Consider the following 24,250-nt stretch of genomic DNA (forward strand, 5'->3'; position numbering starts at 1 on the left):
CTCCATGAAGCATGAGCGATCAGGCCTTGCGTCGTTTCGCCCGCGGATGCGCAGCGTCGTAGACCTTGGCCAGATGCTGGAAATCGAGATGGGTGTAGATCTGGGTGGTCGCGATGTCGGCGTGGCCCAGCAGTTCCTGTACGCCGCGCAGATCGCCCGACGATTCGAGCACGTGGCTCGCGAACGAATGGCGCAGCAGATGCGGATGCACGCGCTTGAACAGACCCTGGCGCTGCGCGAGCAAGCGCAAGCGCAGCTGCACCGCGCGCGGGGTGATCGGCGCGCCACCGCGACCGGGGAACACCGGTGTCGCCGACGTGCCGCCACTCTCGGTGCGCCACTCGGTCAACGCGCGCAGCGCATGACTGCCCACCGGCACGCTGCGCTGGCGGCTGCCCTTGCCGAGCACGGTCACCAGGCCGCCGTCGAAATCCAGGTCGCGCCAGCGCAGGCCGACCAGCTCCGACAGGCGCAGGCCGGACGAATAGAACAGTTCCAGCAGCGCACGGTCGCGCAGGCCCAGCGGCGCGTCGACCGGCACCTCGACCAGTTGCGTGGCTTCGTCGACATCCAATACCTGCGGCAGCTTGCGCGGCGCCTTCGGGCCACGCACGCCGGCAGCAGGATTGGCGCTGACGTGACCGTGCTTGAGCAGCCATTGATAGAAGCTCCGGCAGGCCGACAAGCGTCGCTGCAGGCTCTTGGGCGACAGCCCCCCGCGATGGCCGGCGGCGATGAAGGCACGGATGTCCTCACCATGCAGTCCGCGCAGATCGCCGCGCGCCTGCGCGTCGGCCCAGTCGACCAGCGCGGTCAGATCGCGGCGATAGGCGTCGAGCGTGTGCACCGACATCCGCCGCTCGATCTGCAGATGGTCGAGGAACGCGTCGACGTCGGCGTGCATGCGGGTGCGCTCAGGCGGCGGTGTCGAACCGTCGCATCGCAGTCGCGAACGCCTCGCCCATCATGCGCAGGAACAGCGTGCCCATGCCGGGATAGAAGCGGTTGGCGTCGCGGCTGCCGACCGCGACCAGGCCGATGTCGGCCAGCGGCAGCAGCGCACTCGAATGCACTTCGTCGACGCGCGGTCCGTACAGCAGCGACTGCTTGTCGGGATGCAGACGGCCGCACAGTGGCTCTTCATCCTTGAGGCAATCGGCGAAGGGCTGTAGCGCACGGTCATCGCGCGCGACGACCTGCACCCAGTCTTCCTCCAGTCCCGGCACCGGCGCGAACAGCACGATGCGCACCAGATCGCCGTTGAAGTCCTCGGCCAGCGTCGCGGCGAGCGCGCGCACCGTGGCCGCCGGATCGGACTGGCGCATCAACGCCAGCGTGAGCTGATGCGTGCGCACGGCGAGGCGCTCGTTTTCCTGCGAGATCGCGAAGAGATCGCGCAGACGCTTGGACAATTCGCGGTTCTTGTCGCGCAGCACTTCGAGCTGGTAGCTCGCCAGCGATGCGGCCGGGCCGTCCTCTCGCGGCACCACAAGGGTGAGTGCCAGATCCGGGAACTGCTGCAGGAAGCTCGGGTGACGACGCAGCCACATGGCGACTTCGTGTGCGCCGAGTTTCTCGGTCGTTTCGCTCATCACAATTCCCCTTCAAAAACGAATGCGGCCGGCCCGGCCATCGACAGGGCGACGTCGTCGGCCGGCCAGTCGATATGCAGCGTGCCGCCGGGCAACGATACGGCGACGCTGCGCCCTGTGCGACCACGGCGCGCGAGCACCGCAACCGCCGCGCAGGCCCCACTGCCGCAGGCCAGCGTCTCGCCGACGCCGCGCTCGAACACGCGCAAGCGGATGCGGTCATCCGCGACGACCTGGGCGAAGCCGACATTGACCGATTCGGGAAACCACGACGACGCCTGCAGCGCGCGCCCGATGCGCGCCACATCCGCGACGTCGACATCGTCGACTTCGATCACCGCGTGCGGATTGCCCATCGACGCTGCGCCGAACGCGAGCGTGCCGACGCCGTCGACCGGCAGCGTATACAGCGGTTGCACTGCATCGACACCGGCCATCGGAATGCGCGCCGGCAGGAATTCGGGAACGCCCATCGCGATGCGGTAGCCGGCGCCCTCGCGGGTCACACGATGCAGACCGGCCGGGCTTTCGAGCACGAAGTCGTCTCCGCCCACGCCGTCGCGCACCAGCCACGCCGCCACGCAGCGCGCGCCGTTGCCGCATTGCTGCGAGGCCGAGCCGTCGGCGTTCCAGATGCGGTAACGCGCGAGCACGCCGGCAACGCGCGGGGTCTCGACGGTGAGGATCTGGTCGCAGCCGACGCCGGTGTGGCGATCGGCCAGCGCGCGGCACAGCGCGGCATCGGGCGGCGGCACCTCGCCGCGCAGGTCCAGCACGACGAAGTCGTTGCCGGCGCCATGCATCTTGGTGAAGCGCAGCGGGGAGGCGGTCCGGGACATCAGATAAGACAGCGGTGCAAACGGATGTCGCGACGGATCACGGCGTTCCGGTGGCCGGCGGCACGTCGAGGATCAGCGGCACCGGCTGCGCAGGCGGCGTGCCGGTCGCATCGTCCGTCGCATCATCAGTCGCGTCGTCAGTCATGCCGTCGTCGCTGCTGTCTTCGCCGGCCTCGTCTTCCCATGCCGCGTCCTCTTCGGCGTCGAGCTGTTCCTGGGTCGGAATCGAGGATTTGAAGATATAGCGGCCGCGGTCTTCCGGCGGCACCTGGCGGGGCGACAGGAGGTCGGCCTTGTTGCCGCAGGCGGACAACAACAGCGTGGCGGCGAGGATCGGCAGAAGACGGGTATGCATGGGCGGAAGTGTAGCCCGCCGCGTGGCGGGCGACATCACCGGCGTTGCCGTTCAGATGACAGCACGATGACTGCGCACCAAGGGTCGGCCCCAGATTGTCCGGGGCCGCCGGCCCGCCCAGACTTTGGCCAATCCGCGCCGACAGGACCGCACGATGGGCATTCTCGATGGGCTGGGCAACGCTGCGTCCCAGGTAGGCGGCGTCTTCAAAGGCGCCGGTGAGGTGTTGTGGGAGACGGGCGAAGGTGTGGTCAACCTCGGTGGCAGCGCGCTGAAGGCCAGCTACGACCTGAGCCCCGCCGGCCTGGCCGTGGACGGCGTCACCGGCCTGTACGAACACGCTACAGGCGACACCCTCGATGCGCCGGACTGGCTGCCGTCGGCCGCACGCGGCGGCGAGCGCATGGAAGCCGCTGCCGAGGTCGTGTCCACACTCGCCCGCAATCCGGGACTGCTGGTCGACGCAGTGGTCGATCCGATCCAGGCCGACTGGCAGGCCGGCAACTACGGCGAAGCCATCGGCCGCGGTGCGACCGAACTGGTGCTGGCCGTGGTCGGCACCAAGGGCGCCGACAAGGCGGCCAAGGGCGCGAAGGCGGCCGATGCTGCCGACACGGTTGCCGACGCCGCGCGCGTCGCCGAGCGCACGGATGATCTGGGCGACGCGGGCCGTACAACCGCCGCACGCGGCGCCGACGAGGCGGACCTGGGCGACATCCTCGCCGAAGCCGAGACCGGCCGCACCGTCGGCGGGCGTCCGGTGCTGGCGTTCGAGTCGATGGACGACTTCAACCTCGCCGCCAATGCCGCGCGTCCCGACGCTGTCTACGAATTCGGCAACTACCGCTGGACCACCGACGACCAGGCGCGCGTGATCCGCGCCGAAGGCCGCGTGGATCTGGAACCCATCGGCCGCAACGATGCCGGTCTGCAGCGCGACATCGGCAACGAAGGCCGGGACACCGACGTCGGCTTCCACATCATCGCCGACCGTCTCGCCGGGCCGACCAATCGGCTGAACGTGGTGCCGGGCAACGGCAAGCCGATCGGCGATGGCCTGCCGAACCTCAACAACGGCGAGTACAAGCGATTCGAGAACGAACTCGCGCGGCTCGCCGGCGACGGGCACGAGGTGGATATGCGGGTATCGCCCCAATACAATCCGGGCAATACCAGCAACCGCCCCGACACCTTCGTTGCGGAATACCGCGTGGATGGCGGCGACTGGATCGACCAGACCTTCCCCAACAAGTGATGCGACTACGCCATGGATGATCTCAATGCCGCCTATGCCGACACCGTGCGTGCCGTCGCGGCGAGCGTCCGTGATGTGAACGACGGCGAATGGGGCGCGCGCGACTGGCTGCGCCTCGTGGTCGATTTCGAATCGCTGTCCGAAGATGGCGGCGCGCCGCGTACCAGCAGCATCTCGTTCGCGATCGCACGCGAGGGCGACGGTCCGCTGGAAAAGGTCGCATTCCGCCTGTCGCCCGAAGCCAAGGCCGGCTTCGCGCAGATCGGCCGGATCATGCACGCGCAGAAGGGCCAGGACTGGACCACGAGCACGCTGGTGGTCGAACGCGACGGCCAGTACGACTTCCAGTTCGCCTACACCGCGCCGTATCGCCTGTCGGGCAACCTCAACGACACGCGCTACCGCGATTATCTCGAGCGCTACAAGGCCGAGACCGGCACGCCGTAGAGCCATGTAGGAGCGCGCTTGCGCGCGATTGCCGTTTGTCGGTGGAGCCTCTTCGCGCGCAAGCGCGCTCCTACCGCAGTTCAGGCCGCCGGCGGCTCCGGCCGCAGCCACAACCACGCCGCGACCGCAGCCATGCATGCGATCGGCAGTGCGGTCATCCACCAGCGGTGCGCCGGAATCCACAGCATCAGCGCGATCAGAATCGCTGCGCACACGGTCATGGTGCCGGTCGCCAGCCATTTCGCGCGGCGACTGACCGCGCCGTGCGCCTGCCAGTCGCGGATCGACGGGCCGAAGCGCGGATGTGCAAGCAGCCAGCGGTGCAGGCGCTCAGACCCGCGCGACGCGGCCCAGGCCGCGATCAGCACGAACACCGTCGTGGGCAGGCCCGGCACGAACACGCCCACGATACCGAGACCGAGACTGGCGTAAGCCAGCAGCCACCAGGCCCAGCGGAAGCGCGTGCGTCGTTGCATGACGCGCATTCTATGCGCGACGCCCGTGATCAATGGGCGCCGCGCCCGGAACGGATTATTCGACGCGGCTCGCGTCGGTCATGCGCGCCGGATCGCCTGCCGACTGCGGTACGCGGCGGATCTTGGACATGTCGTAGCCCAGCGCGCGGATACGCGCCATGTGGGCCGCGTAGTCGGCCTCCGAGATGACCGGCGTACGCGCCATCAGCCACACGTAGTCACGCTTGCTGCGCCCGACAATGGTCTGCTGGTAGTCCTCGTCGACATAGACGATCACGTACTCGGCCTTGATCGGCCAGACGAACTGCATGCCCCAGATCGCATTGCCGGTCCCTTCGCGCACGGTGCCGGTGGGGTGCAGCGTCTTGATCTTCTCGTCGAAGCCGCCATCGCGATACCGAAACGTCGTATCGACCTTGCCGTCCTCGCGCAACGTGTAGGTCTCGACCGAATCGAAGGCCTCTCGCTCCAGACGCGTCGGAATCTGCGCGATCACATACCAGTCGCCCATGAAGCGGGGGACGTCGACATGCGCCACCGGGGGAATCTGTTCCTTCACGTTGCCGCCTCCACAGGCCGCGAGCATGCCGGTGGCGATGCCCGCGAAAATCAGGCCGGCGGCAAACCGCCGGTTCGTAGTCGTCATGAAAAGCTCTCCTGCCGTGAGTAGGGCCTCGGACGCGGTCAGCCCGCGCGTGCAAACCGGTAGTGCGCGACCAGCCACTGCTGGCCATGTTCGTAGCCGAACAACTCGGCGCAGGACATCCAGAACATGCGCCAGCGCTGGAACCACAGTTTCGCGCCCTCCCGGCCATAGGCCTGCTCCAGCACAGCCATTACTGCCTCGCGGTTGCGGTCCTGGTTGGCGAGCCAGTGGTTGGACGTCTTCTCGTAATGCGTGCCGTCGAGCAGCCAGCGCTGCTCGATGCCGAGATCGCCCTGCTGAAAATGCAGCAACGTGTCCGCCGCCGGCATCAGGCCGCCAGTGAAGAAATGCCGACCCATCCAGTTGTCTTCGCCCGCGGTCTCGTAGGGATACATCAGCGTGCGGTGGGCGAAGATGTGCACGAACAGCTTGCCGCCCGACCGCAACCACGTGCCGATGCGCGTCATCAGGACCTGGTAGTTCCGCATGTGCTCGAACATCTCGATCGACACCACGCGGTCGAATGCTTCGGTGTCGAGCTCCAGCTGGTTCACATCGCAGGTGAGCACCCGCACGTTACTGAGACCGCGCGCCGTGCACTGCGCTTCGATGTGCTCGCGCTGCGGGCGCGAGTTCGACACCGCGGTGATGCGCGCACCGGGGAAGTGCTCAGCCATCCACAGGGTCAGCGAGCCCCAGCCACAGCCGAGCTCGAGGATGTCCTGGCCGTCGGCGAGTTCGGCGCGCGCGCCGTAGAGCGCGAGCATCGCGTCCTCGGCCTCGTCGAGCGTCTCCTTGCCGGTCGGGTAGTAGCAGCTGCTGTACTTGAAACGACGCCCGAGGCACAGCGCGAAGAATTCCGGCGGCAGCTCGTAGTGCTGGGTGTTCGCCGCATCGGTATGGATGGCGACCGGGCTGGTGCGCAGCGCCTGCAGCAGGGTATCGAAGCGCAGCGACTGCGCCTCCATGCTGCCTTCGGTCTCCTCGGCCAGGCGCTGCGCGCACAGGCGGCGGATGCCAAGGCGCAGCGCGGCGTCCGGCACCAGCCCCCGTTCGGCCATGCCGATCAGGCCGGACGCAGCGGTGTCGCGTTCGAGTTCGGGGCGAGCCACGGCATTCATGCGGAAGGTCCTTCGGAATCGGAGCGGGCGGATTCGGATCGGGGAAACCACGGAAACAGCATCGGCGTGGTGCGCTGGTAGTCGCGGTAGTCGTCGCCGCGCGAGCGCAGCGCCTGCTGCTCGGTGTAGGGAATGCCGCTGACATATCGCAGGAACAGGTACATCAGCAGCGGCCCCACCAGCGCCAGCCACCACAGCGGCGAGCCTGCCGCGAGCACCACGTAGGTCAGCCAGTGCAGCCATTCGAAGAAATAGTTCGGATGCCGCGAATAACGCCACAACCCTTCGCGACAGGTCTTGCCGCGGTTGCCCGGATCGGCGCGAAAATCGGCGAGCTGCCGGTCGGCGACCGCTTCGCCGCCGACGCTGATCAACCACACCGCGATCGCGGCGAGCAGGCCGAGCGAGGACACCGGATTCGTTGCCACCGCGAGGAACGGCAGCGCGAACAGTGCGACCAGCAGCGCCTGCGCCTGGAAGAACAGGAAGAACTTGCGCTGGTCGCCCTGCCAATGCTTGCGCAGATAGGCGTAGCGACCGTCCTCGCCCTCCCTGCGGACGCGCTTCCACAGATGCGCGGCCAGCCGCAGGCCCCACAGCCCACCGAGCACGGCGAGCAGGATCCGCGGCAACGGCGCGCCGTCGCCGAGCAGCGCGACAACGACCGCCGCGCCGCCGACGCCGCACGCCCAGACGACATCGACGATGCCGGCGTTGTCGCGTGCCTTCTGCCAGCGCCAGGCGGCGGTCATCGCAATCGCCGCAAGTACCCAGACCAGCAGCAACGTCCATGGCGGGCTCACGACGCGAACCTCCGTATGTGGTCAGGCTTGCCGAACAGCAGATGCGAGACGCCGATCGATCGTTCGCGGAAGCCGCCCTCGCAGTACGCGAGATAGAAGGTCCACATGCGCTCGAAACGGGTGTCGAAGCCCTGCTTGCGGACATCGGGCAGGCGCGACAGGAAGCGCTCGCGCCAGAGCTGCAGCGTGCGCGCGTACGAGGGACCGAAGTCGTCCTGCTGCAGCAACTGCAGGTCACTGGCGGCAGTCTTGGCCTGCAGCATCGCCGAGATCGACGGGATGAAGCTGCCGGGAAAAATGAAGCGCTTGATGAAGTCCACCGAATCACGCGCCTGCACGTAGCGATGGTCTTCGATGGTGATCGCCTGCACCAGCGCCGCGCCGTGGGGCTTGAGCAGGCTGCTGATCTTGCCGAAGTAGGTCTCCAGATACTGCGCGCCGATCGCTTCGATCATTTCGATCGAGACCAGCCTGTCGTAGCTGCCCTCAAGGTCCCGATAGTCCTGCAACAGCAGCGTGACCCGGCCCTGCAATCCGGCTTCGGCAATACGCGCGCTGGCCAAAGCGTGCTGCTCGCGCGAGATCGTGGTCGTGGTGACGTGGCAGCCGTAGCGCTGTGCGGCGTGCAGCGCGAAGCCGCCCCAGCCGGTACCAATCTCGAGCACCCGGTCACCTGGCCGCAACGCCAGCCGCTCGCAGATGCGATCGAGCTTGCGCGTGGACGCGACTTCCAGCGTATCTCCATCGCGCTCGAACAGCGCCGACGAGTACATCAGGTCCGGCGATAGGAACAGCGAGAAGAAATCGTTGCCGAGATCGTAATGCGCGGCGATGTTGCGCCGGCTGCCGTCACGCGTGTTCCGGCGCAGCGCGTTCCAGCCGCGCATCGCCAGTCCGCCCAGACGCGCAATGCCGGTTTCCATGCCGTCGAGCAGATCGCGGTTGCGCACCAGCAGGCGCACGAGGCCGACGAGATCGTCGCAGTCCCAATGCCCGTCCATATAGGATTCGCCCGCACCGACGCTGCCGGTGGCGGCGACCAGACGGTAGAACGCGGGGTCGTGCACGCGCACCTGCACCGGTCGCAGCTGCGCGTCGCCGAAGGTCTCGCTGCCGAGGGCGTCGTCGAGTTGCAGCGCCCCGCCCTGCAGTTGCGCGAACTGCGCGACAAGCCGCGCACGCAGCGCACGTTCGAGCGCGCCGAACGCACGCGGCGTCACATGGGCGGCGATCTGGTTCATCGGAAAGGCTCCTGTTCGGCGCCCGGCAGGCGCGGATGGTCGTGCACCGGGTTGCGCTTGAGCCATAGCCGCAGCGCCTGCCAGTGGATCGCGGCGACAACCTGCACGGTCATCAGCGGGTAGCGCCACAGCACGCGCGCCAGCGCAGACGCATTCAAAGGTCGCCGCTGCAGCGTCATGGTGGCGTCGAATTCGCGCACGTCGTCGCGCAACACATCCATGTGGATGTGCAGATCCTCCACCGGTGGCGTCAGGCGCCAGCGATAACCGTGATCCATCGCCATGAACGGCGAGACGTGGAACGCCTTGGCGAAGTCCCACTGCAATGCGCGGCCATGACGTTCAGCGTCAGCAGCCGGCAGCACGTAGGCGTGACGCTCCTTCCACGGCGTATTGGTGATCTCGGCGACGATGCAGTCGAGCGTCGTGCCGTCAGCGCGATAGCAGTAGTAGAAGCTCACCGGATTGAAGACGAATCCGAAGTAGCGCAGATGCGTGAGCAGCCGGATCGGACCGTCGGGCCTGCGCCCCAGCGTGGCTTCGACACGCATGCGCACGGCCTCGGCAAGCGGCACGTCGGTCGGGCCGAGGTAGTCGGCGCGGCGGAACCGCGCCAGCGCCGGGCGCCGGGTCGACCACAACCAACGGCTGTCGAACACGCGATCGAGTTCGTCGAGATCCAGCCACAGGTGCGCGACGCGATACGAGAATGCGTGCGGCACCGGACGGTACCGGCGATGCCGCACCACGCCTTCATACACCGCGCTCTGCAACGGTGCGACGCGGGGCGCGCGATCGCCGTCGCCACTCATGCGACAGCGCTCACCGGCATCGGCATCGCTTGCGCGCGACCGGCGGCGGCCAGCGGGCCGAGTCCGAACGCGCGCGCGACCTGCGCCGCGCTGCGGATGCCGTCTTCGTGGAAGCCCCACCCCCAGTACGCACCGGCGTACCAGGTGCGACGCTGGCCCTGGATCTCGTCGCGCCTGCCCTGCGCGGCCACCATCGCCGCGTCATAGACCGGATGCGCGTAGCGCATACGCGCGATGACCTTCGCCGGATCAATCGCCTCGCTGCGGTTGAGCGTGACCACTAGCGGCTCGGGCGTGTCGAGAGACTGCAGCTGATGCATGCAATAACTCACCGTGCATGCGGCATCGGCTGTGGCCGGCACGTGCGCATTCCACGCGGCCCAGGCCTTGCGGTCGCGCGGCAGCAGGCGTGCATCGGTATGCAGCACGGTCTCGTTGGTCTGGTAGCGGATCGCGCCGAGGATGCTGCGCTCGGCCGCGCCGGCATCGTGGAGCAGCGCCAGCGCCTGGTCGCTGTGGCAGGCCAGCACGATCTGGTCGAAACGCTCACTGCCCGCCGCGGACACCACATGCACGCCCGCCGTATCCCGGCGCACCGCATCAACCCGGCAGCCGACGCGCTCGGTCACCGACCAACGTGCGCGCAAGGCATCGATGTAACGCGACGAACCACCGCGCACCACGCGCCATTCCGGCCGACCGGTCAGCTGCAGCATGTGGTGGTTGGCCATGAACTGCACGAGATACCGCGCCGGAAATTCGAGAATGCCCGCGCTTGGCGACGACCACAGCGCCGACGCCATCGGCACCAGATGCAGATCGCGGAACGCCGCGCCGTAGCGGTTGGCCTGTAGATATTCGCCGAGCGTCGGCCCGGCATCGTCGCCGTCCAGCAGTGCCGGCGCTTCGCGATAGAAGCGCTTGAGGTCGCGCAACATGCCCCAGAACCGCGGCGATAGCAGATTGCGGCGCTGGCAGAACAAGGTGTCGAGTGAGGTTGCGTTGTACTCGAGACCGTCGGCCTCGTTGTGCACCGAGAAGCTCATCGTCGTCGGCTGAGAGGCGACATCCAGCGATTCGAAAAGACCGCTCAGCAGCGGATAGTGCTGCGGATTGAACACGATGAAGCCGGTGTCGACTGCGTACTCGCGGCCGCCCATCCGCACGGCATGCGTGTGCGTGTGACCGCCCAGGCGCGTATCGGCTTCGAACAGCGTCACCGCATGGCGCTGCGACAGCCACCACGCAGTGGCGAGGCCGGCGATGCCCGAACCGACGACGGCGATGCGCTGACTCATCCTCGCGCCTTTCCATGCACCCAGGCGGGCACCGGCTTGAGATCGCGCACCAGCCCCAACCAGGACATGAGCTTGAGCCCGTACCAGGTCAGATCGATCTCCCACCAGCGGAAGCCCTGACGCACGGTGCCGGGGAAGAAGTGGTGGTTATTGTGCCAGCCTTCGCCAAAGGTCAGCAGCGCCAGCCAGAGGTTGTTGCGGCTGTCGTCGCCGGTCTCGAACCGCTGACTGCCGAAGCGGTGCGACAGCGAGTTGATCGTTACCGTCGCGTGGAACAGCACGGTGGTCGAGATGAAGAAACCCCACACCAGCATCTGTCCGCCGCTCGTGCCCAGGCCCGGCGCGACGCGTTCAAGAAGAGCACCCAGGCCGAACAACACGGCCGCGAGCAGCACCGGGACCAGCGTGTCGAAGCGATCGAGCCAGCGCAGTTCCGGGAACTTCGCCAGATCCGGAATCCGCGACCAGTCGGTGCGGAAGCCTTCCCGGGTCAGGAACCAGCCCATGTGGCTCCACCAGAAGCCGTGCACGCGCGGCGAATGCGGATCGAGTGCGGTCTCGGTGTGGCGATGATGATTGCGGTGATGCGCCGCCCACCACAGCGGGCCGCGCTGCACACAGGACGCCCCGATCAGCGCGAACACGAACTGCACCACGCGCGAGGTGCGGAAGGTACGGTGCGAGAAGTAGCGGTGATAGAAACCGGTCAACGCGAACATGCGGATTGCGTACAGCGCGACCGCCACGATCACCGCGATCGGCGACACGCCCACCCAGAACGCCAGCAGACAGGCCAGATGCATCGCCACGAACGGCGTCGCGCGTAGCCAGTCGATCCGGTCGTCGCCCTCGCGCACTTCGTGCGTCTGCGCGCCGGTATCGAACCAGCGGTTCAGACTGGCGCGCAAACTGCGGGGACCGGCCGCATTGCGGCCGGGGGCGCTCGACATGGAAACTCCTGCGGTTGTGGCCTACCCGGGGCATACGCGCAGGCGTAAAGAACGGATGCATGGCGCGCGCATGCGTTCACCTGCGGACGCGCAACGCAGCGTACAGCGAGGGCCGCCGCCAGGGCGCGAACGACCTCGCCAGGCGGCGCAAGGCACGGCGTCAGGAGGTAGTCGCGATCAAGGCGCGTCCACGGCCTGGCGCGCAAGCGCGGGGTCGTCGGCGAACAAGCCATCGACGCCGGCATCGAGATACATGCGCATCTCCGCGATGGCGCCCGTCTCGTTGCGCGCATGGCCGCCGCCGCTGCGCAGCGCGCTGGGCAGATACGGATTCTCCGGCCGGAACGTGTACGGCATCACCTGCAGACCGGCGGCGTGCGCATCGGCGGTCAGCGTGGTGGCTTCGAAGCGGCCGCCGCGGCCGACCTCGCCGACCTGCGACTTGTGCGGCCCCAGCATCGACGCGTATTCGGCGATCGCGCGCAGGCCATCCGCGGTGAGCATGTCGCGATAGCGCAGATCGCCGCCCGCGGCATCCACGTCCGCCGGGCGCGTGCGCGGGTCGCCGATCAACTGGAGCAAGCGCAGCTCCGGCAGTACCGGGGCTGCAAGGCCGCGCAAGGTGCGCAGGCTGGTCGGCTCGAACGACTGCACGACCAGCGGCACGCGCGTGGCTATCTCGTGCGCCGCGAGCACGTCGAGCAGCGCCTGCTCCATCGGCAGACCGATCGCGCGGAAGTGCGTCGGGTGCTTGATCTCGGGAATCAGGCCGACATCGCGGCCGGCGTCGCGCACCAGATCGTCGAGCAGCACCATGATCTCGTGCAGCGTCGGCACCGCAAACTGGCGGTCGTACCAGACACCGCGCAGGGCAGGCAGCGGTTCGCGCGCACGCAGCGTCTTGAGCTCAGCGAGCGTGAAGTCCTCGGTGAACCAGCCGGTGACGTCGACGCCGTCGATCCGCTGGGTGCGCTTGCGGTCGGCGAACTGCGGATACAACGCGACATCGGTGGTGCCGCCGATCTCGTTCTCGTGGCGCGCGACCAATACGCCGTCGCGGGTCATCACGAGGTCGGGCTCGATGAAGTCCGCGCCGTCCTCGACCGCGCGGCGATAGGCCGCCAGCGTGTGCTCGGGCATGCGCGCACTGGCGCCGCGATGCGCGATCACGCGCGGCGCGTCGGCAACGGGCGTGGCAGCGGAGGCGACGCGATCGGGCAGGGTCATGGCGGCAGTGGCGAGCAGCAGGGGGATCAGGAAAGACGTTCGGGACATCGGAGATCGACCGGGGAAGCGAAGACCGGCGAGCGTGGCAGCCGGGCATGTCAGTGCCACGACGATTGCCGCGCGGGCGGCCACGCCCGAGAATGCGCGCATGGACATTTTCAAGGTTTTCACCCTCGAGGCCGCGCACCGGCTGCCGAACGTGCCGCCGGGCCACAAGTGCGCGCGTCTGCATGGACATTCGTTCCAGGTCGAGGTGCACGTGTCCGGCGAGCCCGGCCCGGAAACCGGCTGGATCATGGACTTCGGCGATCTAAAGGCCGCATTCGCCCCGCTCTACGCCCAGCTCGACCACCACTATCTCAACGACATCCCCGGGCTCGAGAACCCGACCAGCGAACGTCTGGCGATCTGGATCTGGGAACGCCTCAAGCCTGCACTGCCCGCGCTGAGTGCGATCGTGATCCGCGAAACCTGCACCTCGGGCTGTCGCTACACCGGTCCCTGAATCGCCCTCGCCAACTGAAAACGGTTTCAAGTCTTTGATCCATATACGAAACTGAATGCATGACGACCGCCTGTCGGGATTTTGTTGCAATGCAACATGGCTGGGATATGCTGCATCGCACAAACCCGGCAGACCGCCGGCTCACGCAGGTAACCGCCATGTCTTATCAGTTCAACGAGCAGTTCACCGCCGCGTCGCGCCAGTTCGCCGATGCAGCCGCCCAGTTCAACCGTCTGACCCTCGAGAACGCCGAGACCCTGTTCGGTCTCCACCTTTCGACGTTCAACGACAACACCCATGCCACGTTCGCGTTCATCAACGAAGCGATCGAAGTGCGTGATATGGATGGCTTCAAGGCTCTGTTGCCGAAGGGCGCGCAGGTTGCCCGCGAGAACGTCGAGCGTCTCGTCAGTGCCGGCCAGGAAACCCTGGGCCGCACGGTGAAGACCAACGAAGCCATCGCAGGCCTGGCCAAGTCGCACGTCGAATCGGCCACCGCCGACGTCCGCGCCGAAGCCGAGAAGGTCGTCAAGGCGACCGCGAAGGCCACCAAGCGCTGAGACGCGCTGCGGCGCCCTGGCGCCGCGACCTGAACTCCGGGCGATCCCTCCCTCGCCCGTAGCCGACCCGGCAGCCCCCACGCTGCCGGGTTTTTTTTTATGCGCCGCGCACCGGACCGGGTGGCAGCACCATGCGCGCCAGCAGGCGAGCGCACAGCCCGTCGGGATCGGCGGTGCGGCCGGTGTGCACCGGCGAGACCTGGATCACCGAGCTGCGCCGCGCAGTGAGCCAGTGAAACCGCGCGCGGGCGGGCAACGCGGCGATCGGCCCGCCATCGGCATCGCCGCGACAGATGCGCACGATCGCATCGAGATGCCGCTGCAGCGTGGCGATATCGGCATGCGGATCGAGCGCGTGCAGCCGTGCCGGATCCAGCGCGACCGCTGCGGCCAGCGTGCGCGCGCCCTGGCAGGACACGATCACGCCCACGTTGATGAACTCTTCGCGTTCGACCCGGGGCACGACCCGGATCACCGCGTAGTCATAGACCCGCTGCATGCGCACGCTGCGCCTCCCCGACGAACGCCGACCGGTGCGCCAGGCGCGTGCAGAAGAACTCGACGTAGGCTGCGCGATGCACGTCCGCATCGGCGAACCGCGACTCGCCGGCCAGCCACGCGTCGGGCACCAGCGCCACGATGCGGCGGATGTCGGCCTCGGTGATGCGTGCCGACAGGGCCGCATCGGCGGCGTCGAGGGCAGTCGCAAACGGCAGCAGCACGTGATCGGCGATCCGCGCGAACGGGCCGGTCGCGATGCGCGCGGCGCTGTCCCAGTCGTGGTGGAAGTACAGCGCCGCGCCGTGATCGATCAGGGTCAGCCGGTGGTGCCAGACCAGCAGATTGGTATTACGCGCTGTGCGGTCGACATTGCAGACGAAGGCATCGAACCAGACGATCCGCGATGCGAGATCGGCATTGGGCGGCTCGACCGCGGGATCGAAGTTGATCGCACCGGGCAGGTAGTCCAGCGCGAGATTGCAGCCTGCACTGGCGCGGATCAGGTGCTGGATCTCGGAATCCGGTTCCGTGGCAGCCAGGTCCGGATCGAGATCGATGAACACGATCTCCGGCATCGGCAGACCCAGCAGGCGCGCGAATTCGCCGCCGATCAGTTCGGCGACCAGCGCCTTCGCCCCCTGCCCCGCGCCGCGGAACTTCATGACGTACATGCCATCGTCGTCGGCTTCCACGACCGCCGGCAGCGAGCCGCCTTCGCGCAGCGGCGTGACATAGCGCGTGGCCTCGACGCTGCGGATCATGCGTCGAGCGCCGAGCGCATCGGCAGCGACCAGTCGATCTGGGCGATGCCGCGTTTGCGCAGGAAATTGTTGGTCTTGGAGAAATGCCCGCTGCCGAGGAAGCCGCGATACGCAGACAGCGGCGACGGGTGGGTGGTGCGCAGCACGCAGTGGCGATTGGTGTCGATGACCTTGCCCTTGGCCTGGGCGTAGCTGCCCCACAGCAGGAAGACCAGATCCTCGCGCTCGCGGTTGAGCACGTCGACAACATGATCGGTGAAGCCTTCCCAGCCCTTGCCCTGGTGCGCGCCGGCCTTGCCCTCTTCCACGGTCAGCACCGCATTGAGCAGCAGCACGCCGCGCTTGGCCCAGGGCATCAGCCAGCCGTGGTCGGGCCGCGGCAGGCCGAGATCGCGTTCGAGTTCCTTGTACATGTTGTCCAGCGACGGGGGCACGCGCTGGTCCGGACGCACCGAGAAACACAGGCCATGTGCCTGACCGGGCCCGTGATACGGGTCCTGGCCGAGGATGACCACTTTCACCGCGTCGAATGGCGTGGCATCGAACGCCGCGAAGATCTCGGTGCCAGGCGGATAGATCCGCGCACCCGCTGCTTTCCTCTGACGCAGGAATGCGGAGAGCGCCTGCATATCGTCGCGGCGCAGCCAGTTGCCGACGTGGGCTTTCCAGGAAGGTTCGAGGCGGATGTCGGACATGGGTCAACCGTGGATGGACACCCTTGCCAGCGTAGCGGCACAGCGGTGCGTGAGGTTGTGGGAGTGCACGTGCGGCGCGATGGCGGCATCGGCAACGCCGCATCGCGCGCCTACAGGGGGAGGTGCGGCTGCATCGCGGACAGACGCAACTGGAACAGCGCTTTGGTCGCCAGCACCCGTTCCTCGGCCGGCTTGACGACCAGATCGTTGGCACCGGCGCGCAGCAGCGCGACCTGGTTGTCGTGGTTGCCGTCGCCGGTCATCACCAGCACCGGCAGGCGCCGCTTGCCGTAACCGAAATCGCGACGGACCGCGCGCAGCAGGTCGTGCCCGCTGAGCTCGCCCTTCAGATACACGTCGGTCAGCAGCAGGTCGGCGCCGGGAGCCCCCGGGCCGTCGCGATAGGCGTCCAGATAGGCCAACGCGTCCTCCGCGCTGAGCACATGCGTCACGCGCATCTGCTGCGCTTCGAGAATGCGCCGGGTCGCCAGCGCGACCGTGCGGCTGTCCTCGACGTAAAGCACGTGCGCGTCGGGAATCGCTTCCGGCTGCACGTAGCCGCGGATGAATTCCGCGAGCGCGCGGTGTCCGAGGGCCTTGTCGAAATGGTCGGTGACGTCTTCGGTGAAGCGGCGGGCCTCGAGATGCGACTGCGCGTCGCCCGAGACCACGATCACCGGCACGTAGCGCTGGCCCGTGGCCTCACGTACGCGGCGTGCGAGCTGGAGGCCGTCGCCATCGGGGAGCGACAGCGCGGTGCTGACCAGATCGACCGGCGCCGCATCGAGCGCGACGGCCGCATCCAACAGACCCGTGCATTCGATCACTTCGACATCGGCGAGCGCCTGCCGCAGCACGTCACCGATCAGCCGGCGCACCAGCTTCGAGCCGTCGACGACCATCACCCGGGGCGCGTCGCCGGCCAAATGGCGAAGGTCGTGCATGGATCAGGTGTCGGTGGGCCGCGTCTGGCGCAGGAAATGCCCGGTGACGATGCCGCCGCCACACCAGCCCAGCGCGGTCGCGCCGGCCAGTACCGCCAGCACACCCATCGGGCCGAACCCGCGCAACGCGAACGCCGCGCCATAACTCGCCGCGAGTTCCGCCAGCGGCGGCTGCAGGGCGAGACCGGCCAGAGCAAGCAGACCGAGCGCGACCGCGCCGGCAGCCAGCCCGTACCAGGCGCCCAGATACAGGAACGGCCGGCGGATGAAGCCGTCGGTCGCGCCGAGCAGCTGCAGCACGCCGAGTTCGTCGCGGCGCGACTGGATGTCGAGGCGCACCGTGTTGCCGACCACCAGCAGCGCGCCGATGCCGAGCAGCGCAGCGAGCACCCAGACCACGCGACCGCCGAACCGCAGCCAGCCATCGAGGCGCTCGCGCCATTGCGCATCGTGCTGGACGAGTTCAGATTCCGGCAGCGTGCGCAGCGATTCGGCCAGCAGCATCTCGTCGCCACCGGGCGTCACGATCAGCACGTGCGGCAGCGGGTTCTCACCGAGCACGTCGATCGCATCGCCGAACTCGCCGCGCTCGCGCAGTTCCGCCAGGCCTTCGTCGGGCGAGCGATGCACGACGCTGCCGACATCACTGCGACCACGCAGTTCGCCGGCCAGCGCTTCAGCGCGTGGGCCGTCGACGTCCTGCTTGAGGAATACGCTGATCTCGCGCGAGGCGTCGATGCTGCCGCCCAGGCGCCCGACGTTGTCGAGCACCAGCCACAGGCCGAGCGGCAGTGCGAGCGCGACCGCCATGACGCCGATCGTCAGCGCCGCCGACCACGGTTTCTTGAACAGCCGGCCGAGGCTGGCGAGCACGCTGTAGACGTGATGGTCGATCCAGGTGCCGACCGGCGAGCTGCCGCTGCGCGCGGGCTGGTTGCGGGGCGCCTCAGGCATCGGCCAGGTCCTCCGGCGAAATGTCGTCGGCCAGCGTGCCGTGGTCGAGCACCAGCGTGCGCTTCTTCATGCGCTTGACCAGACCGAGGTCGTGACTGGCGATCAGCACACTGGTACCCCTCTCGGGGAGCTCGGCGAACAGCGCCATGATTTCGGCCGACAACGTGGGATCGAGATTGCCGGTGGGCTCGTCGGCGACCAGCAGCATCGGCTCACCGACGATCGCGCGGGCGATGCCGATGCGCTGCTGCTCGCCGGCCGAGAGCTGGGTGGGCAACGCACGTTCGCGCGCGCCCAGCGCCAGACGCTCCAGCACGCTGCGCACGCGCTTGCCGATCTCCGGCCGACGCATGCCGCGCAGGATCAGCGGCAACGCGATGTTGTCGAACACGGTGCGGTCGGGCAGCAGGCGGTGATCCTGAAACACGACGCCAATGTCGCGGCGGTGCATCGCAACCCTGCGGCCGCGCACCTTGAGCAGATTGCGCTCGCCGAACACCACCGCGCCGCGGCTCGGCCGCTCGGCCAGATGGATGAGTTTCAGCAGCGTGCTCTTGCCCGCGCCGGAGTGTCCGGTGACGAACAGCATCTCGCCGGCCGCCACATCGAAACTCACTTCCGACAGCGCCACATGGCCGCCCGGATACTGCTTGCTGACGTTGTCGAATCGCAGAACACTCATGCGCGACAGTATCGCAGGGAATGTGCACAACAGCGTCATAAGGAAGTGGAAGGTTGGGGATGGGGGCGAAGGGTCAGGGTCGGTCACGATGGAGATCGGAAGGCCTACAGCGCTTGGCTTTGTGTTCGTAGCGGCGTCAGATGTGGAAGCGCTTTAGGGCCGCCCCCACCCAACCCTCCACCCGTAAAGGGCGCAATGCCCCGCGAGCGGGAAAGGCTCAAGCGCCAGAGGCGCACCCACAAAAAAACCCAGCCGAAGCTGGGCTTTTTTGCGCTCGCGCACTGAAGCGTGCGATCAGCGCTTGTCGTCACCCGACACGAGGCGACGCAGGCCCCGACCGATGCGGCTCAGCAGCGACGGTGCCTGCTCGGACTTCAACGCCGGCGCCGGACGCTGGGTCGGGCGCACTTCGCGCGGACCCTTGCCCCCGTTGCCCTGCGCCTTCTTCGACGCGTCGGCTGCCGTCGTCTCGCCGGTCTGCGGCGCCGCCGCGCCTTCGGCACCTTCGATCTTCTTGCCGGCGCGACGGCGGCGACGCTTGCGCGGCGGACGCGACTCGTCCGGCATCGCCTGCGCAACCGTGCCGGGGGCATCGATCATCGGCTGCGGCGCGGCCACGACCGGCGCAACCGCCGCTTCTTCGCCTTCGACACGCGGCGGACGCGGCTTGCGCGGTCCACGCTCGCCACGGGCTTCGCCGCCGCCCGCCGGACGCGGACCGCGCGAACCGGGCGCACCCCGACCACCGGCACCCGCACCACGGCCGCCGCCACGCTTGGCGTCTTCGACCGCGCGTGCTTCGCGCACTTCCTTGAAGATCTCGTGGATGCTCTCGCCGTCCTCGTCATCGAGCTCCACACCTTCGCGCGGCTTGCGCGGCAGCGCGGTCAGCAGCTCGGACGTCACCGGCTCCACCGGGATCTTCTGCTCGATGTAGGCCTCGATCTCCGGCAAGCTCTGCGCATAGCGCTCGCAGGCGAAGCTGATCGCATCGCCCTCGGCGCCGAGGCGCGCGGTGCGGCCGATGCGGTGGACGTAGTCCTCGGCATCGAACGGGAGATCGTAGTTGTAGACATGGCTGACGCCGTCGATGTGCAGGCCGCGCGCAGCCACGTCGGTCGCCACCAGCAGCTCCAGCTGGCCCGCCTGGAACTTCTTCAGCAGGCTTTCGCGCTTCTTCTGCGGCACGTCGCCCGACAGCACGCCGACCCGGTAGCCGGCCTTTTCGAGCGCACGTGCCACCCGCTCGATGAACGCCTTGGTGTTGACGAACACCATCGTGCGCGCGCCTTCGCTGCGCGACAGCAAGCCCAGCAGCAACTGCAGCTTTTCGTCATCGGCCGGGAAATACATCACCTGCCGGACCTTGGCATTGGTGATGAACTCGGTCTCGACGACCAGCTTCTCCGGCTCGTTCATGTGCTCGTAGGCGAGCTCCAGTACGCGATGGCTCAGCGTCGCCGAGAACAGCAGCGTCTGGCGCTCGGTGCGGATCGGCATGCGCCGCAGCAGGAAGCGGATGTCCTTGATGAAGCCCAGGTCGAACATGCGGTCGGCCTCATCCAGCACGCACATCTCGCAGGCGTGCAGGCTGACGACCTTGTGCTGCTTGACGTAGTCGATCAGCCGGCCCGGGGTCGCGATGATAACGTCCGCGCCCTCGGTGAGGATCTGCCGCTGCTTGTCGTAGTCGACGCCGCCGTAGACCAGGGCGAACTTCAGCCCCAGCTGACTGCCGAACTTGACCGCGTCCTTGTGGATCTGGATCGCGAGTTCGCGGGTCGGCGCGAGAATCAGCGCGCGCGGATCCTCCGGCTTGCGGTCGGCCAGCGCCGGCTTCGACAGCAGGCGGTTGATCACCGCCACCAGGAAGGCCAGGGTCTTGCCGGTGCCGGTCTGGGCCTGGCCGGCGACGTCGCGGCCTGCGAGGGCCAGCGGCAGCGTCAGCGCCTGGATGGGCGTGCAGCGGGTGAACCCGGCCTCTTCCAGCCCGGCGAGCAACGCCGGATGCAGGTCGAAGGACGAGAAGGTGATGTCGGTAAGAGGCTTGTCGCTCATGCGTAGGAAGGTGTCCGGGCGTCGCCGACTTGGAGGGCGCCGCGTGCTTGCGTGGGAGGCAGTCGCGACGGCAGACTGCCTGGGCGCAGGACGCGTGGGTCGTCCCGCAGGAGCGCCACCTTGATTCCGGGCGGCGATTCCCCATTTTACATCCATCCCGGCGCCGCTGCTTCGAAGCGCGCCCCAGCCCCCCCGGAGCCCCCCGTGACCGATGCCGTCATCCATGCCAGCGATTCCGATTTCGACTCCACCGTGCTGCAGTCCGATGTCCCGGTGCTGGTCGACTTCTGGGCCCCCTGGTGCGGCCCCTGCAAGATGATCGCTCCGGCGCTCGACGAACTGGCGGGCGACTACGCCGGCCGCGCCAAGATCGTGAAGATCGACGTCGACCAGAACCAGGCCACGGCGCTGAAGTACCACGTGCGCTCGATCCCGATGCTGCTGCTGTTCAAGGATGGCCAGGTGCAGGGCACCCAGATCGGCGCCGTGGGCAAGCCGCAGCTCGCCCAGCTGATCGACAAGGCCCTCTGAGGCCCGGTCCACCACCGCGACAGTCCGCCCCTGGGCGGCCTGTCGCCTGAACCGACCGCGCGGGTATCGCTTGCCGCCGGTCGGACGCAGTGCTAGGTTTGCGCTGCTCCGGCGTGTTTTCAGCGCGCCGCACCCATCTGGCGTCACTCCCGACTGTCCGTTTCCCTGCCGCCGCCCGTCCCGGGCGCTCGCAACCGAGCGAGGATTTTCCGCTTGTCCGACAACACATCCGATCCCGGCACGCCCGAGGGCGACACCGCCGTGAAGCGCGTGCGCAAGCCGCGCGTGGCCAAGAAAGCCACCGACTCCGCGCCTCCCGATTCCCAGTCCCAGTTGCCGTTGGCGACCCAGGACACCGCCGCGCCGAAGGCCCCGCCCGCCAGCGCACCGCCGCCGCAGGCATCTGCACCGCAGTCCGATCCGCAGCGTGCGCCCAGCGAGTCGGGCCAGGGCGATGCCCAGCGCGGCAACCAGGGCAACCAGGGCAACCAGGGCGGCAACAACGGGCAGCCGAATGGCGGCCAGCACCACCCCCAGCAGGGCGGCGAGCCGCGCCAGCACGGTGGCGGGCAGCCGAACCAGAACCGCGGCAATCCCGGCAACAACAACAACAACAACGATCAGGGCGGCAACAACCGCCGCGACCGGTTCAAGAACCGGCGTGATCGTCCGCGTGGCGGTGGCCGCGACGACGGCCTGCCGCAGGACGGCGGCAACGACCACGTCCAGCGCCTCCCGCCCCCGAACATCCCCGAAGGCTTCCCGCAGTACACGCTGAGCGACCTCAAGCGGATGCCGGCGCACAAGCTGCTCGACATCGCCGACCAGCTCGCGATCGAAGGCGTGGCCCGCGCGCGCAAGCAGGACGTGATCTTCGGCCTGCTCAAAGTGCTGACCCGCCACGGCGAGGGCGTCGTCGCCGACGGCGTGCTCGAGATTCTGCCCGACGGCTACGGCTTCCTGCGCGCGGCCGAGGCGAGCTACCTCGCCGGCCCGGACGATGTCTACATCTCGCCCAGCCAGATCCGCCGCTTCAACCTGCGTACCGGCGACCACCTGCTCGGCCGTATCCGCTGGCCCAAGGACGGCGAACGCTATTTCGCGCTGTCGGTCGTCGACACGATCAACGGCGAGCCGCCGGAAGCCAGCAAGGGCAAGGTGCTGTTCGAGAACCTGACCCCGCTGTTCCCGCGCAAGCGCTTCAAGCTCGAACGCGGTGACGGCTCCAGCGAAGACATCGCCGGCCGCATCCTCGATCTGATGGCCCCGCAGGGCAAGGGCCAGCGCGCGCTGATCGTCTCGCCGCCGAAGGCGGGCAAGACGATGATGATGCAGCAGATCGCCAGCGCGATTACCTACAACCATCCCGACGTGCACATGATCGTGCTGCTGATCGACGAGCGTCCGGAAGAAGTGACCGAGATGCAGCGCACCGTGCGCGGCGAAGTCATCTCCTCGACGTTCGACGAGCCGGCTGCGCGCCACGTGCAGGTGGCCGAAATGGTCATCGAGCGCGCCAAGCGCCTGGTCGAGCACAAGAAGGATGTCGTCATCCTGCTCGACTCGATCACCCGCCTCGCCCGTGCCTACAACAACGTCGTGCCGAGCTCGGGCAAGGTGCTGACCGGTGGTGTCGACGCCAATGCAATGCATCGCCCGAAGCGCTTCTTCGGCGCCGCGCGCAACGTCGAGGAAGGCGGTTCGCTGACCATCATCGCCACCGCCCTGGTCGACACCGGCAGCGCGATGGACAAGGTGATCTACGAGGAGTTCAAGGGCACCGGCAACTCGGAAGTGCACCTCGACCGTCGCATCACCGAGAAGCGCGTCTATCCGGCGATCAACGTCAACCAGTCGGGCACGCGCCGCGAGGATTACCTCATCGAGCCGGACCTGCTGCAGCGGATCTGGATCCTGCGCAAGCTCCTGCACCCGATGGACGAGATCGCCGCGATGGAATTCCTGCTCGACAAGATGAAGAGCACGAAGTCCAACGACGAGTTCTTCTCGTCGATGAAGCGCTGACCCATAGGGTCCTCGCTCACGAAAAAAGCCCCGCTTCCGCGGGGCTTTTTTTGGCTCCGGTCCGGCCCGGTCAGCCTTCGAACGGCGTGAGCAGGCGGAAGCGGGACTGCCCCTGATGCAGCGCGCCGGCGACCTGCGCGTCCGGGCTGAAGCCGGGCGGGTCCGGCATCGCCCAGGTCGGACGGGTCTGCGCGCCGGGCACGTATCCGAGCCATTGTCCGTAGGCCGCACCTTCCGGAAGACGGGCGCCATCGGAAAGCGAGAAGTCGACCGGCACACGGACGACCCAGTGATCGCTGGAAACGGCGTCTCCCGTGGTCGGTGGCACGAACGTCCACTCCCTGGCCTTGTCGATCGCCGCCTTCTCCAGACCGCGGCGGATCATCTCCATCTGCCGCGCCGTGCCGAGCGCCGTCAGGTTGGTCTGCTCGGCTGCCACGTCTTCCACCCGGCCATCGCGTGCGACCTTGACCAGCAGGTAGACAGTGCCCTTGCCGCCCATCTGCGCGATGTTCATGGGATACCGCGGCGGCTTCATCTCGATCGAGCGGACGCGTCCTGTGTCGTCCGGATCATATTCCTCGCCGAAACTCGCGCTCTTGATCGCGATGTTCATGTTGCCGTCGTCCGCGGGCGTCGCCACCAGCCGGATGGTCATCTTCGCGCGGGCCAGCACCGGCGCGCCGTCGACGAGCACCGGTTCGAAGCGCAGCGCAGGCATTGCGCGCTCGATCAGACGCACGACGTAGTCGGGAAGCTTGTCCGGTTGATCCAGCGTGTGGGTACTGACGCTGCCATCGAGCGCGATGTCGACATGCCCGGTCACCAGCATGCTGCCCTCGACCTGTTGGCGCATTTCGCGTGCGCTCTGCGCCGCAGTCAGCGACGGTACGAGACACGCCGTCGCGAGCAGCACACCCAGCACTCTTTGAAGTGTCATCACGGATCCATCCTTGAGCGAGGACCCGACGT

At 67.8% G+C, this 24,250-nt stretch carries 27 protein-coding genes; 6 read left to right on the forward strand and 21 right to left on the reverse strand.

Annotated features, from left to right (window positions below):
* Nucleotides 1-19: 19 nt before the first annotated feature.
* Genes xerC through J2W68_RS10930 form a run of 4 tightly spaced genes read right to left on the reverse strand, consistent with a single transcriptional unit; the run spans nucleotide 20 to nucleotide 2,786 of the window.
* Nucleotides 20-904, reverse strand: a complete 885-nt coding sequence (gene xerC, locus J2W68_RS10915) for a tyrosine recombinase XerC (RefSeq protein WP_310235710.1) — start codon at nucleotides 902-904, stop codon at nucleotides 20-22.
* A 10-nt stretch (nucleotides 905-914) separates the two neighbouring features.
* Nucleotides 915-1,592: a DUF484 family protein gene (locus J2W68_RS10920; RefSeq protein WP_310235713.1), complete on the reverse strand. Its 678-nt coding sequence runs from the start codon at nucleotides 1,590-1,592 to the stop codon at nucleotides 915-917.
* Complete coding sequence (gene dapF / locus J2W68_RS10925) at nucleotides 1,592-2,431, reverse strand: diaminopimelate epimerase (RefSeq protein WP_310235716.1); 840 nt, start codon at nucleotides 2,429-2,431, stop codon at nucleotides 1,592-1,594. The genes J2W68_RS10920 and dapF overlap by 1 nt, the downstream gene beginning before the upstream one ends.
* A 37-nt stretch (nucleotides 2,432-2,468) precedes the next feature.
* Complete coding sequence (locus J2W68_RS10930; protein WP_310235720.1) at nucleotides 2,469-2,786, reverse strand: hypothetical protein; 318 nt, start codon at nucleotides 2,784-2,786, stop codon at nucleotides 2,469-2,471.
* A gap of 154 nt (nucleotides 2,787-2,940) precedes the next feature.
* Here J2W68_RS10930 and J2W68_RS10935 point away from each other — a divergent pair, with 154 nt between their 5' ends.
* Nucleotides 2,941-4,041, forward strand: a complete 1,101-nt coding sequence (locus tag J2W68_RS10935) for a DNA/RNA non-specific endonuclease (protein WP_310235723.1) — start codon at nucleotides 2,941-2,943, stop codon at nucleotides 4,039-4,041.
* Between the two features lie 12 nt (nucleotides 4,042-4,053).
* Nucleotides 4,054-4,488 carry a hypothetical protein gene (locus tag J2W68_RS10940; RefSeq protein ID WP_310235726.1) on the forward strand — a complete coding sequence of 145 codons (435 nt, stop codon included), beginning with the start codon at nucleotides 4,054-4,056 and terminating at the stop codon, nucleotides 4,486-4,488.
* Nucleotides 4,489-4,568: 80 nt separating this feature from the next.
* Here J2W68_RS10940 and J2W68_RS10945 read toward each other — a convergent pair whose 3' ends face one another.
* The 9 genes from J2W68_RS10945 to J2W68_RS10985 form a co-directional block, all read right to left on the reverse strand.
* The gene (locus J2W68_RS10945; protein ID WP_310235730.1) at nucleotides 4,569-4,964 is read right to left on the reverse strand and encodes a YbaN family protein; all 396 of its coding nucleotides are present in this window, start codon (nucleotides 4,962-4,964) and stop codon (nucleotides 4,569-4,571) included.
* Between the two features lie 55 nt (nucleotides 4,965-5,019).
* Nucleotides 5,020-5,550 carry a lipocalin family protein gene (locus tag J2W68_RS10950; protein WP_310236002.1) on the reverse strand — a complete coding sequence of 177 codons (531 nt, stop codon included), beginning with the start codon at nucleotides 5,548-5,550 and terminating at the stop codon, nucleotides 5,020-5,022.
* 98 nt (nucleotides 5,551-5,648) lie between these two features.
* Nucleotides 5,649-6,731: an SAM-dependent methyltransferase gene (locus J2W68_RS10955; protein WP_310235733.1), complete on the reverse strand. Its 1,083-nt coding sequence runs from the start codon at nucleotides 6,729-6,731 to the stop codon at nucleotides 5,649-5,651.
* A complete protein-coding gene (locus J2W68_RS10960; RefSeq protein ID WP_310236004.1) occupies nucleotides 6,728-7,483 on the reverse strand; it encodes a DUF1295 domain-containing protein in 756 nt (251 codons plus the stop codon). Before J2W68_RS10960 ends, J2W68_RS10955 begins: the two co-directional genes overlap by 4 nt.
* Nucleotides 7,484-7,530: 47 nt before the next feature.
* On the reverse strand, nucleotides 7,531-8,775 hold the full coding sequence (locus J2W68_RS10965) for a cyclopropane-fatty-acyl-phospholipid synthase family protein (protein WP_310235736.1): 1,245 nt from the start codon (nucleotides 8,773-8,775) through the stop codon (nucleotides 7,531-7,533).
* Nucleotides 8,772-9,587 carry a DUF1365 domain-containing protein gene (locus tag J2W68_RS10970; RefSeq protein WP_310235739.1) on the reverse strand — a complete coding sequence of 272 codons (816 nt, stop codon included), beginning with the start codon at nucleotides 9,585-9,587 and terminating at the stop codon, nucleotides 8,772-8,774. Before J2W68_RS10970 ends, J2W68_RS10965 begins: the two co-directional genes overlap by 4 nt.
* On the reverse strand, nucleotides 9,584-10,885 hold the full coding sequence (locus J2W68_RS10975) for an NAD(P)/FAD-dependent oxidoreductase (RefSeq protein ID WP_310235741.1): 1,302 nt from the start codon (nucleotides 10,883-10,885) through the stop codon (nucleotides 9,584-9,586). The genes J2W68_RS10970 and J2W68_RS10975 overlap by 4 nt, the downstream gene beginning before the upstream one ends.
* Nucleotides 10,882-11,835 carry an acyl-CoA desaturase gene (locus J2W68_RS10980; RefSeq protein WP_310235744.1) on the reverse strand — a complete coding sequence of 318 codons (954 nt, stop codon included), beginning with the start codon at nucleotides 11,833-11,835 and terminating at the stop codon, nucleotides 10,882-10,884. Before J2W68_RS10980 ends, J2W68_RS10975 begins: the two co-directional genes overlap by 4 nt.
* Nucleotides 11,836-12,012: 177 nt before the next feature.
* Complete coding sequence (locus J2W68_RS10985) at nucleotides 12,013-13,110, reverse strand: glycerophosphodiester phosphodiesterase family protein (protein ID WP_310235748.1); 1,098 nt, start codon at nucleotides 13,108-13,110, stop codon at nucleotides 12,013-12,015.
* Between the two features lie 100 nt (nucleotides 13,111-13,210).
* Between J2W68_RS10985 and queD the strand changes: the two genes are divergently transcribed.
* Both queD and J2W68_RS10995 read left to right on the forward strand, forming a co-directional pair.
* Entirely contained in the window at nucleotides 13,211-13,567 is a 357-nt protein-coding gene (gene queD / locus J2W68_RS10990; RefSeq protein WP_310235751.1) for a 6-carboxytetrahydropterin synthase QueD, read from the forward strand.
* A 158-nt stretch (nucleotides 13,568-13,725) separates the two neighbouring features.
* Complete coding sequence (locus J2W68_RS10995; RefSeq protein WP_310235754.1) at nucleotides 13,726-14,127, forward strand: phasin family protein; 402 nt, start codon at nucleotides 13,726-13,728, stop codon at nucleotides 14,125-14,127.
* Between the two features lie 97 nt (nucleotides 14,128-14,224).
* Here the strand turns inward: J2W68_RS10995 and J2W68_RS11000 are convergent, their stop codons facing one another.
* The 7 genes from J2W68_RS11000 to rhlB form a co-directional block, all read right to left on the reverse strand.
* Nucleotides 14,225-14,626 (reverse strand): DUF3037 domain-containing protein, encoded by a 402-nt coding sequence (locus J2W68_RS11000; RefSeq protein WP_310235757.1) that lies wholly within the window; start codon nucleotides 14,624-14,626, stop codon nucleotides 14,225-14,227.
* Nucleotides 14,610-15,386 carry a HipA family kinase gene (locus J2W68_RS11005; protein ID WP_310236006.1) on the reverse strand — a complete coding sequence of 259 codons (777 nt, stop codon included), beginning with the start codon at nucleotides 15,384-15,386 and terminating at the stop codon, nucleotides 14,610-14,612. Before J2W68_RS11005 ends, J2W68_RS11000 begins: the two co-directional genes overlap by 17 nt.
* A complete protein-coding gene (ung, locus tag J2W68_RS11010; protein ID WP_310235761.1) occupies nucleotides 15,386-16,084 on the reverse strand; it encodes a uracil-DNA glycosylase in 699 nt (232 codons plus the stop codon). Before ung ends, J2W68_RS11005 begins: the two co-directional genes overlap by 1 nt.
* 110 nt (nucleotides 16,085-16,194) lie before the next feature.
* Nucleotides 16,195-17,028, reverse strand: a complete 834-nt coding sequence (locus tag J2W68_RS11015) for a response regulator (protein WP_310235764.1) — start codon at nucleotides 17,026-17,028, stop codon at nucleotides 16,195-16,197.
* A 3-nt stretch (nucleotides 17,029-17,031) separates the two neighbouring features.
* The gene (gene ftsX, locus J2W68_RS11020) at nucleotides 17,032-17,982 is read right to left on the reverse strand and encodes a permease-like cell division protein FtsX (RefSeq protein ID WP_310235766.1); all 951 of its coding nucleotides are present in this window, start codon (nucleotides 17,980-17,982) and stop codon (nucleotides 17,032-17,034) included.
* Nucleotides 17,975-18,664: a cell division ATP-binding protein FtsE gene (ftsE, locus tag J2W68_RS11025; RefSeq protein ID WP_310235768.1), complete on the reverse strand. Its 690-nt coding sequence runs from the start codon at nucleotides 18,662-18,664 to the stop codon at nucleotides 17,975-17,977. The genes ftsX and ftsE overlap by 8 nt, the downstream gene beginning before the upstream one ends.
* A gap of 294 nt (nucleotides 18,665-18,958) precedes the next feature.
* Complete coding sequence (gene rhlB / locus J2W68_RS11030) at nucleotides 18,959-20,722, reverse strand: ATP-dependent RNA helicase RhlB (protein ID WP_310235769.1); 1,764 nt, start codon at nucleotides 20,720-20,722, stop codon at nucleotides 18,959-18,961.
* A gap of 204 nt (nucleotides 20,723-20,926) precedes the next feature.
* On the opposite strand from rhlB, the gene trxA reads away from it, so the two are divergent.
* Together trxA and rho are read left to right on the forward strand one after the other, a co-directional pair.
* Nucleotides 20,927-21,253, forward strand: coding sequence for a thioredoxin (gene trxA, locus J2W68_RS11035; protein ID WP_310235771.1), 327 nt, complete (start codon nucleotides 20,927-20,929; stop codon nucleotides 21,251-21,253).
* Between the two features lie 213 nt (nucleotides 21,254-21,466).
* Nucleotides 21,467-23,278: a transcription termination factor Rho gene (gene rho, locus J2W68_RS11040; protein ID WP_310235774.1), complete on the forward strand. Its 1,812-nt coding sequence runs from the start codon at nucleotides 21,467-21,469 to the stop codon at nucleotides 23,276-23,278.
* 70 nt (nucleotides 23,279-23,348) lie between these two features.
* Here the strand turns inward: rho and J2W68_RS11045 are convergent, their stop codons facing one another.
* Entirely contained in the window at nucleotides 23,349-24,218 is an 870-nt protein-coding gene (locus J2W68_RS11045) for a TonB family protein (RefSeq protein ID WP_310235776.1), read from the reverse strand.
* Nucleotides 24,219-24,250 lie beyond the last annotated feature (32 nt).

Source organism: Luteimonas terrae (genome assembly GCF_031457535.1).
Taxonomy (GTDB): Bacteria; Pseudomonadota; Gammaproteobacteria; order Xanthomonadales; family Xanthomonadaceae; genus Luteimonas; species Luteimonas terrae_A.

Coding starts and splice junctions, on each gene's coding strand:
- xerC (WP_310235710.1), bottom strand. CDS start 904: ATGCACGCCGACGTCGACGCGTTCCTCGACCATCTGCAGATCGAGCGG.
- J2W68_RS10975 (WP_310235741.1), bottom strand. CDS start 10,885: ATGAGTCAGCGCATCGCCGTCGTCGGTTCGGGCATCGCCGGCCTCGCC.
- J2W68_RS10995 (WP_310235754.1), top strand. CDS start 13,726: ATGTCTTATCAGTTCAACGAGCAGTTCACCGCCGCGTCGCGCCAGTTC.
- J2W68_RS10955 (WP_310235733.1), bottom strand. CDS start 6,731: ATGAATGCCGTGGCTCGCCCCGAACTCGAACGCGACACCGCTGCGTCC.
- J2W68_RS10940 (WP_310235726.1), top strand. CDS start 4,054: ATGGATGATCTCAATGCCGCCTATGCCGACACCGTGCGTGCCGTCGCG.
- J2W68_RS10970 (WP_310235739.1), bottom strand. CDS start 9,587: ATGAGTGGCGACGGCGATCGCGCGCCCCGCGTCGCACCGTTGCAGAGC.
- J2W68_RS10935 (WP_310235723.1), top strand. CDS start 2,941: ATGGGCATTCTCGATGGGCTGGGCAACGCTGCGTCCCAGGTAGGCGGC.
- J2W68_RS10930 (WP_310235720.1), bottom strand. CDS start 2,786: ATGCATACCCGTCTTCTGCCGATCCTCGCCGCCACGCTGTTGTTGTCC.
- J2W68_RS11045 (WP_310235776.1), bottom strand. CDS start 24,218: ATGACACTTCAAAGAGTGCTGGGTGTGCTGCTCGCGACGGCGTGTCTC.
- ung (WP_310235761.1), bottom strand. CDS start 16,084: ATGTCCGACATCCGCCTCGAACCTTCCTGGAAAGCCCACGTCGGCAAC.
- J2W68_RS10945 (WP_310235730.1), bottom strand. CDS start 4,964: ATGCAACGACGCACGCGCTTCCGCTGGGCCTGGTGGCTGCTGGCTTAC.
- J2W68_RS10985 (WP_310235748.1), bottom strand. CDS start 13,110: ATGTCCCGAACGTCTTTCCTGATCCCCCTGCTGCTCGCCACTGCCGCC.
- J2W68_RS10965 (WP_310235736.1), bottom strand. CDS start 8,775: ATGAACCAGATCGCCGCCCATGTGACGCCGCGTGCGTTCGGCGCGCTC.
- ftsX (WP_310235766.1), bottom strand. CDS start 17,982: ATGCCTGAGGCGCCCCGCAACCAGCCCGCGCGCAGCGGCAGCTCGCCG.
- J2W68_RS10950 (WP_310236002.1), bottom strand. CDS start 5,550: ATGCTCGCGGCCTGTGGAGGCGGCAACGTGAAGGAACAGATTCCCCCG.
- J2W68_RS10960 (WP_310236004.1), bottom strand. CDS start 7,483: ATGACCGCCGCCTGGCGCTGGCAGAAGGCACGCGACAACGCCGGCATC.
- queD (WP_310235751.1), top strand. CDS start 13,211: ATGGACATTTTCAAGGTTTTCACCCTCGAGGCCGCGCACCGGCTGCCG.
- J2W68_RS11000 (WP_310235757.1), bottom strand. CDS start 14,626: ATGCAGCGGGTCTATGACTACGCGGTGATCCGGGTCGTGCCCCGGGTC.
- J2W68_RS10920 (WP_310235713.1), bottom strand. CDS start 1,592: ATGAGCGAAACGACCGAGAAACTCGGCGCACACGAAGTCGCCATGTGG.
- rhlB (WP_310235769.1), bottom strand. CDS start 20,722: ATGAGCGACAAGCCTCTTACCGACATCACCTTCTCGTCCTTCGACCTG.
- J2W68_RS10980 (WP_310235744.1), bottom strand. CDS start 11,835: ATGTCGAGCGCCCCCGGCCGCAATGCGGCCGGTCCCCGCAGTTTGCGC.
- ftsE (WP_310235768.1), bottom strand. CDS start 18,664: ATGAGTGTTCTGCGATTCGACAACGTCAGCAAGCAGTATCCGGGCGGC.
- dapF (WP_310235716.1), bottom strand. CDS start 2,431: ATGTCCCGGACCGCCTCCCCGCTGCGCTTCACCAAGATGCATGGCGCC.
- J2W68_RS11015 (WP_310235764.1), bottom strand. CDS start 17,028: ATGCACGACCTTCGCCATTTGGCCGGCGACGCGCCCCGGGTGATGGTC.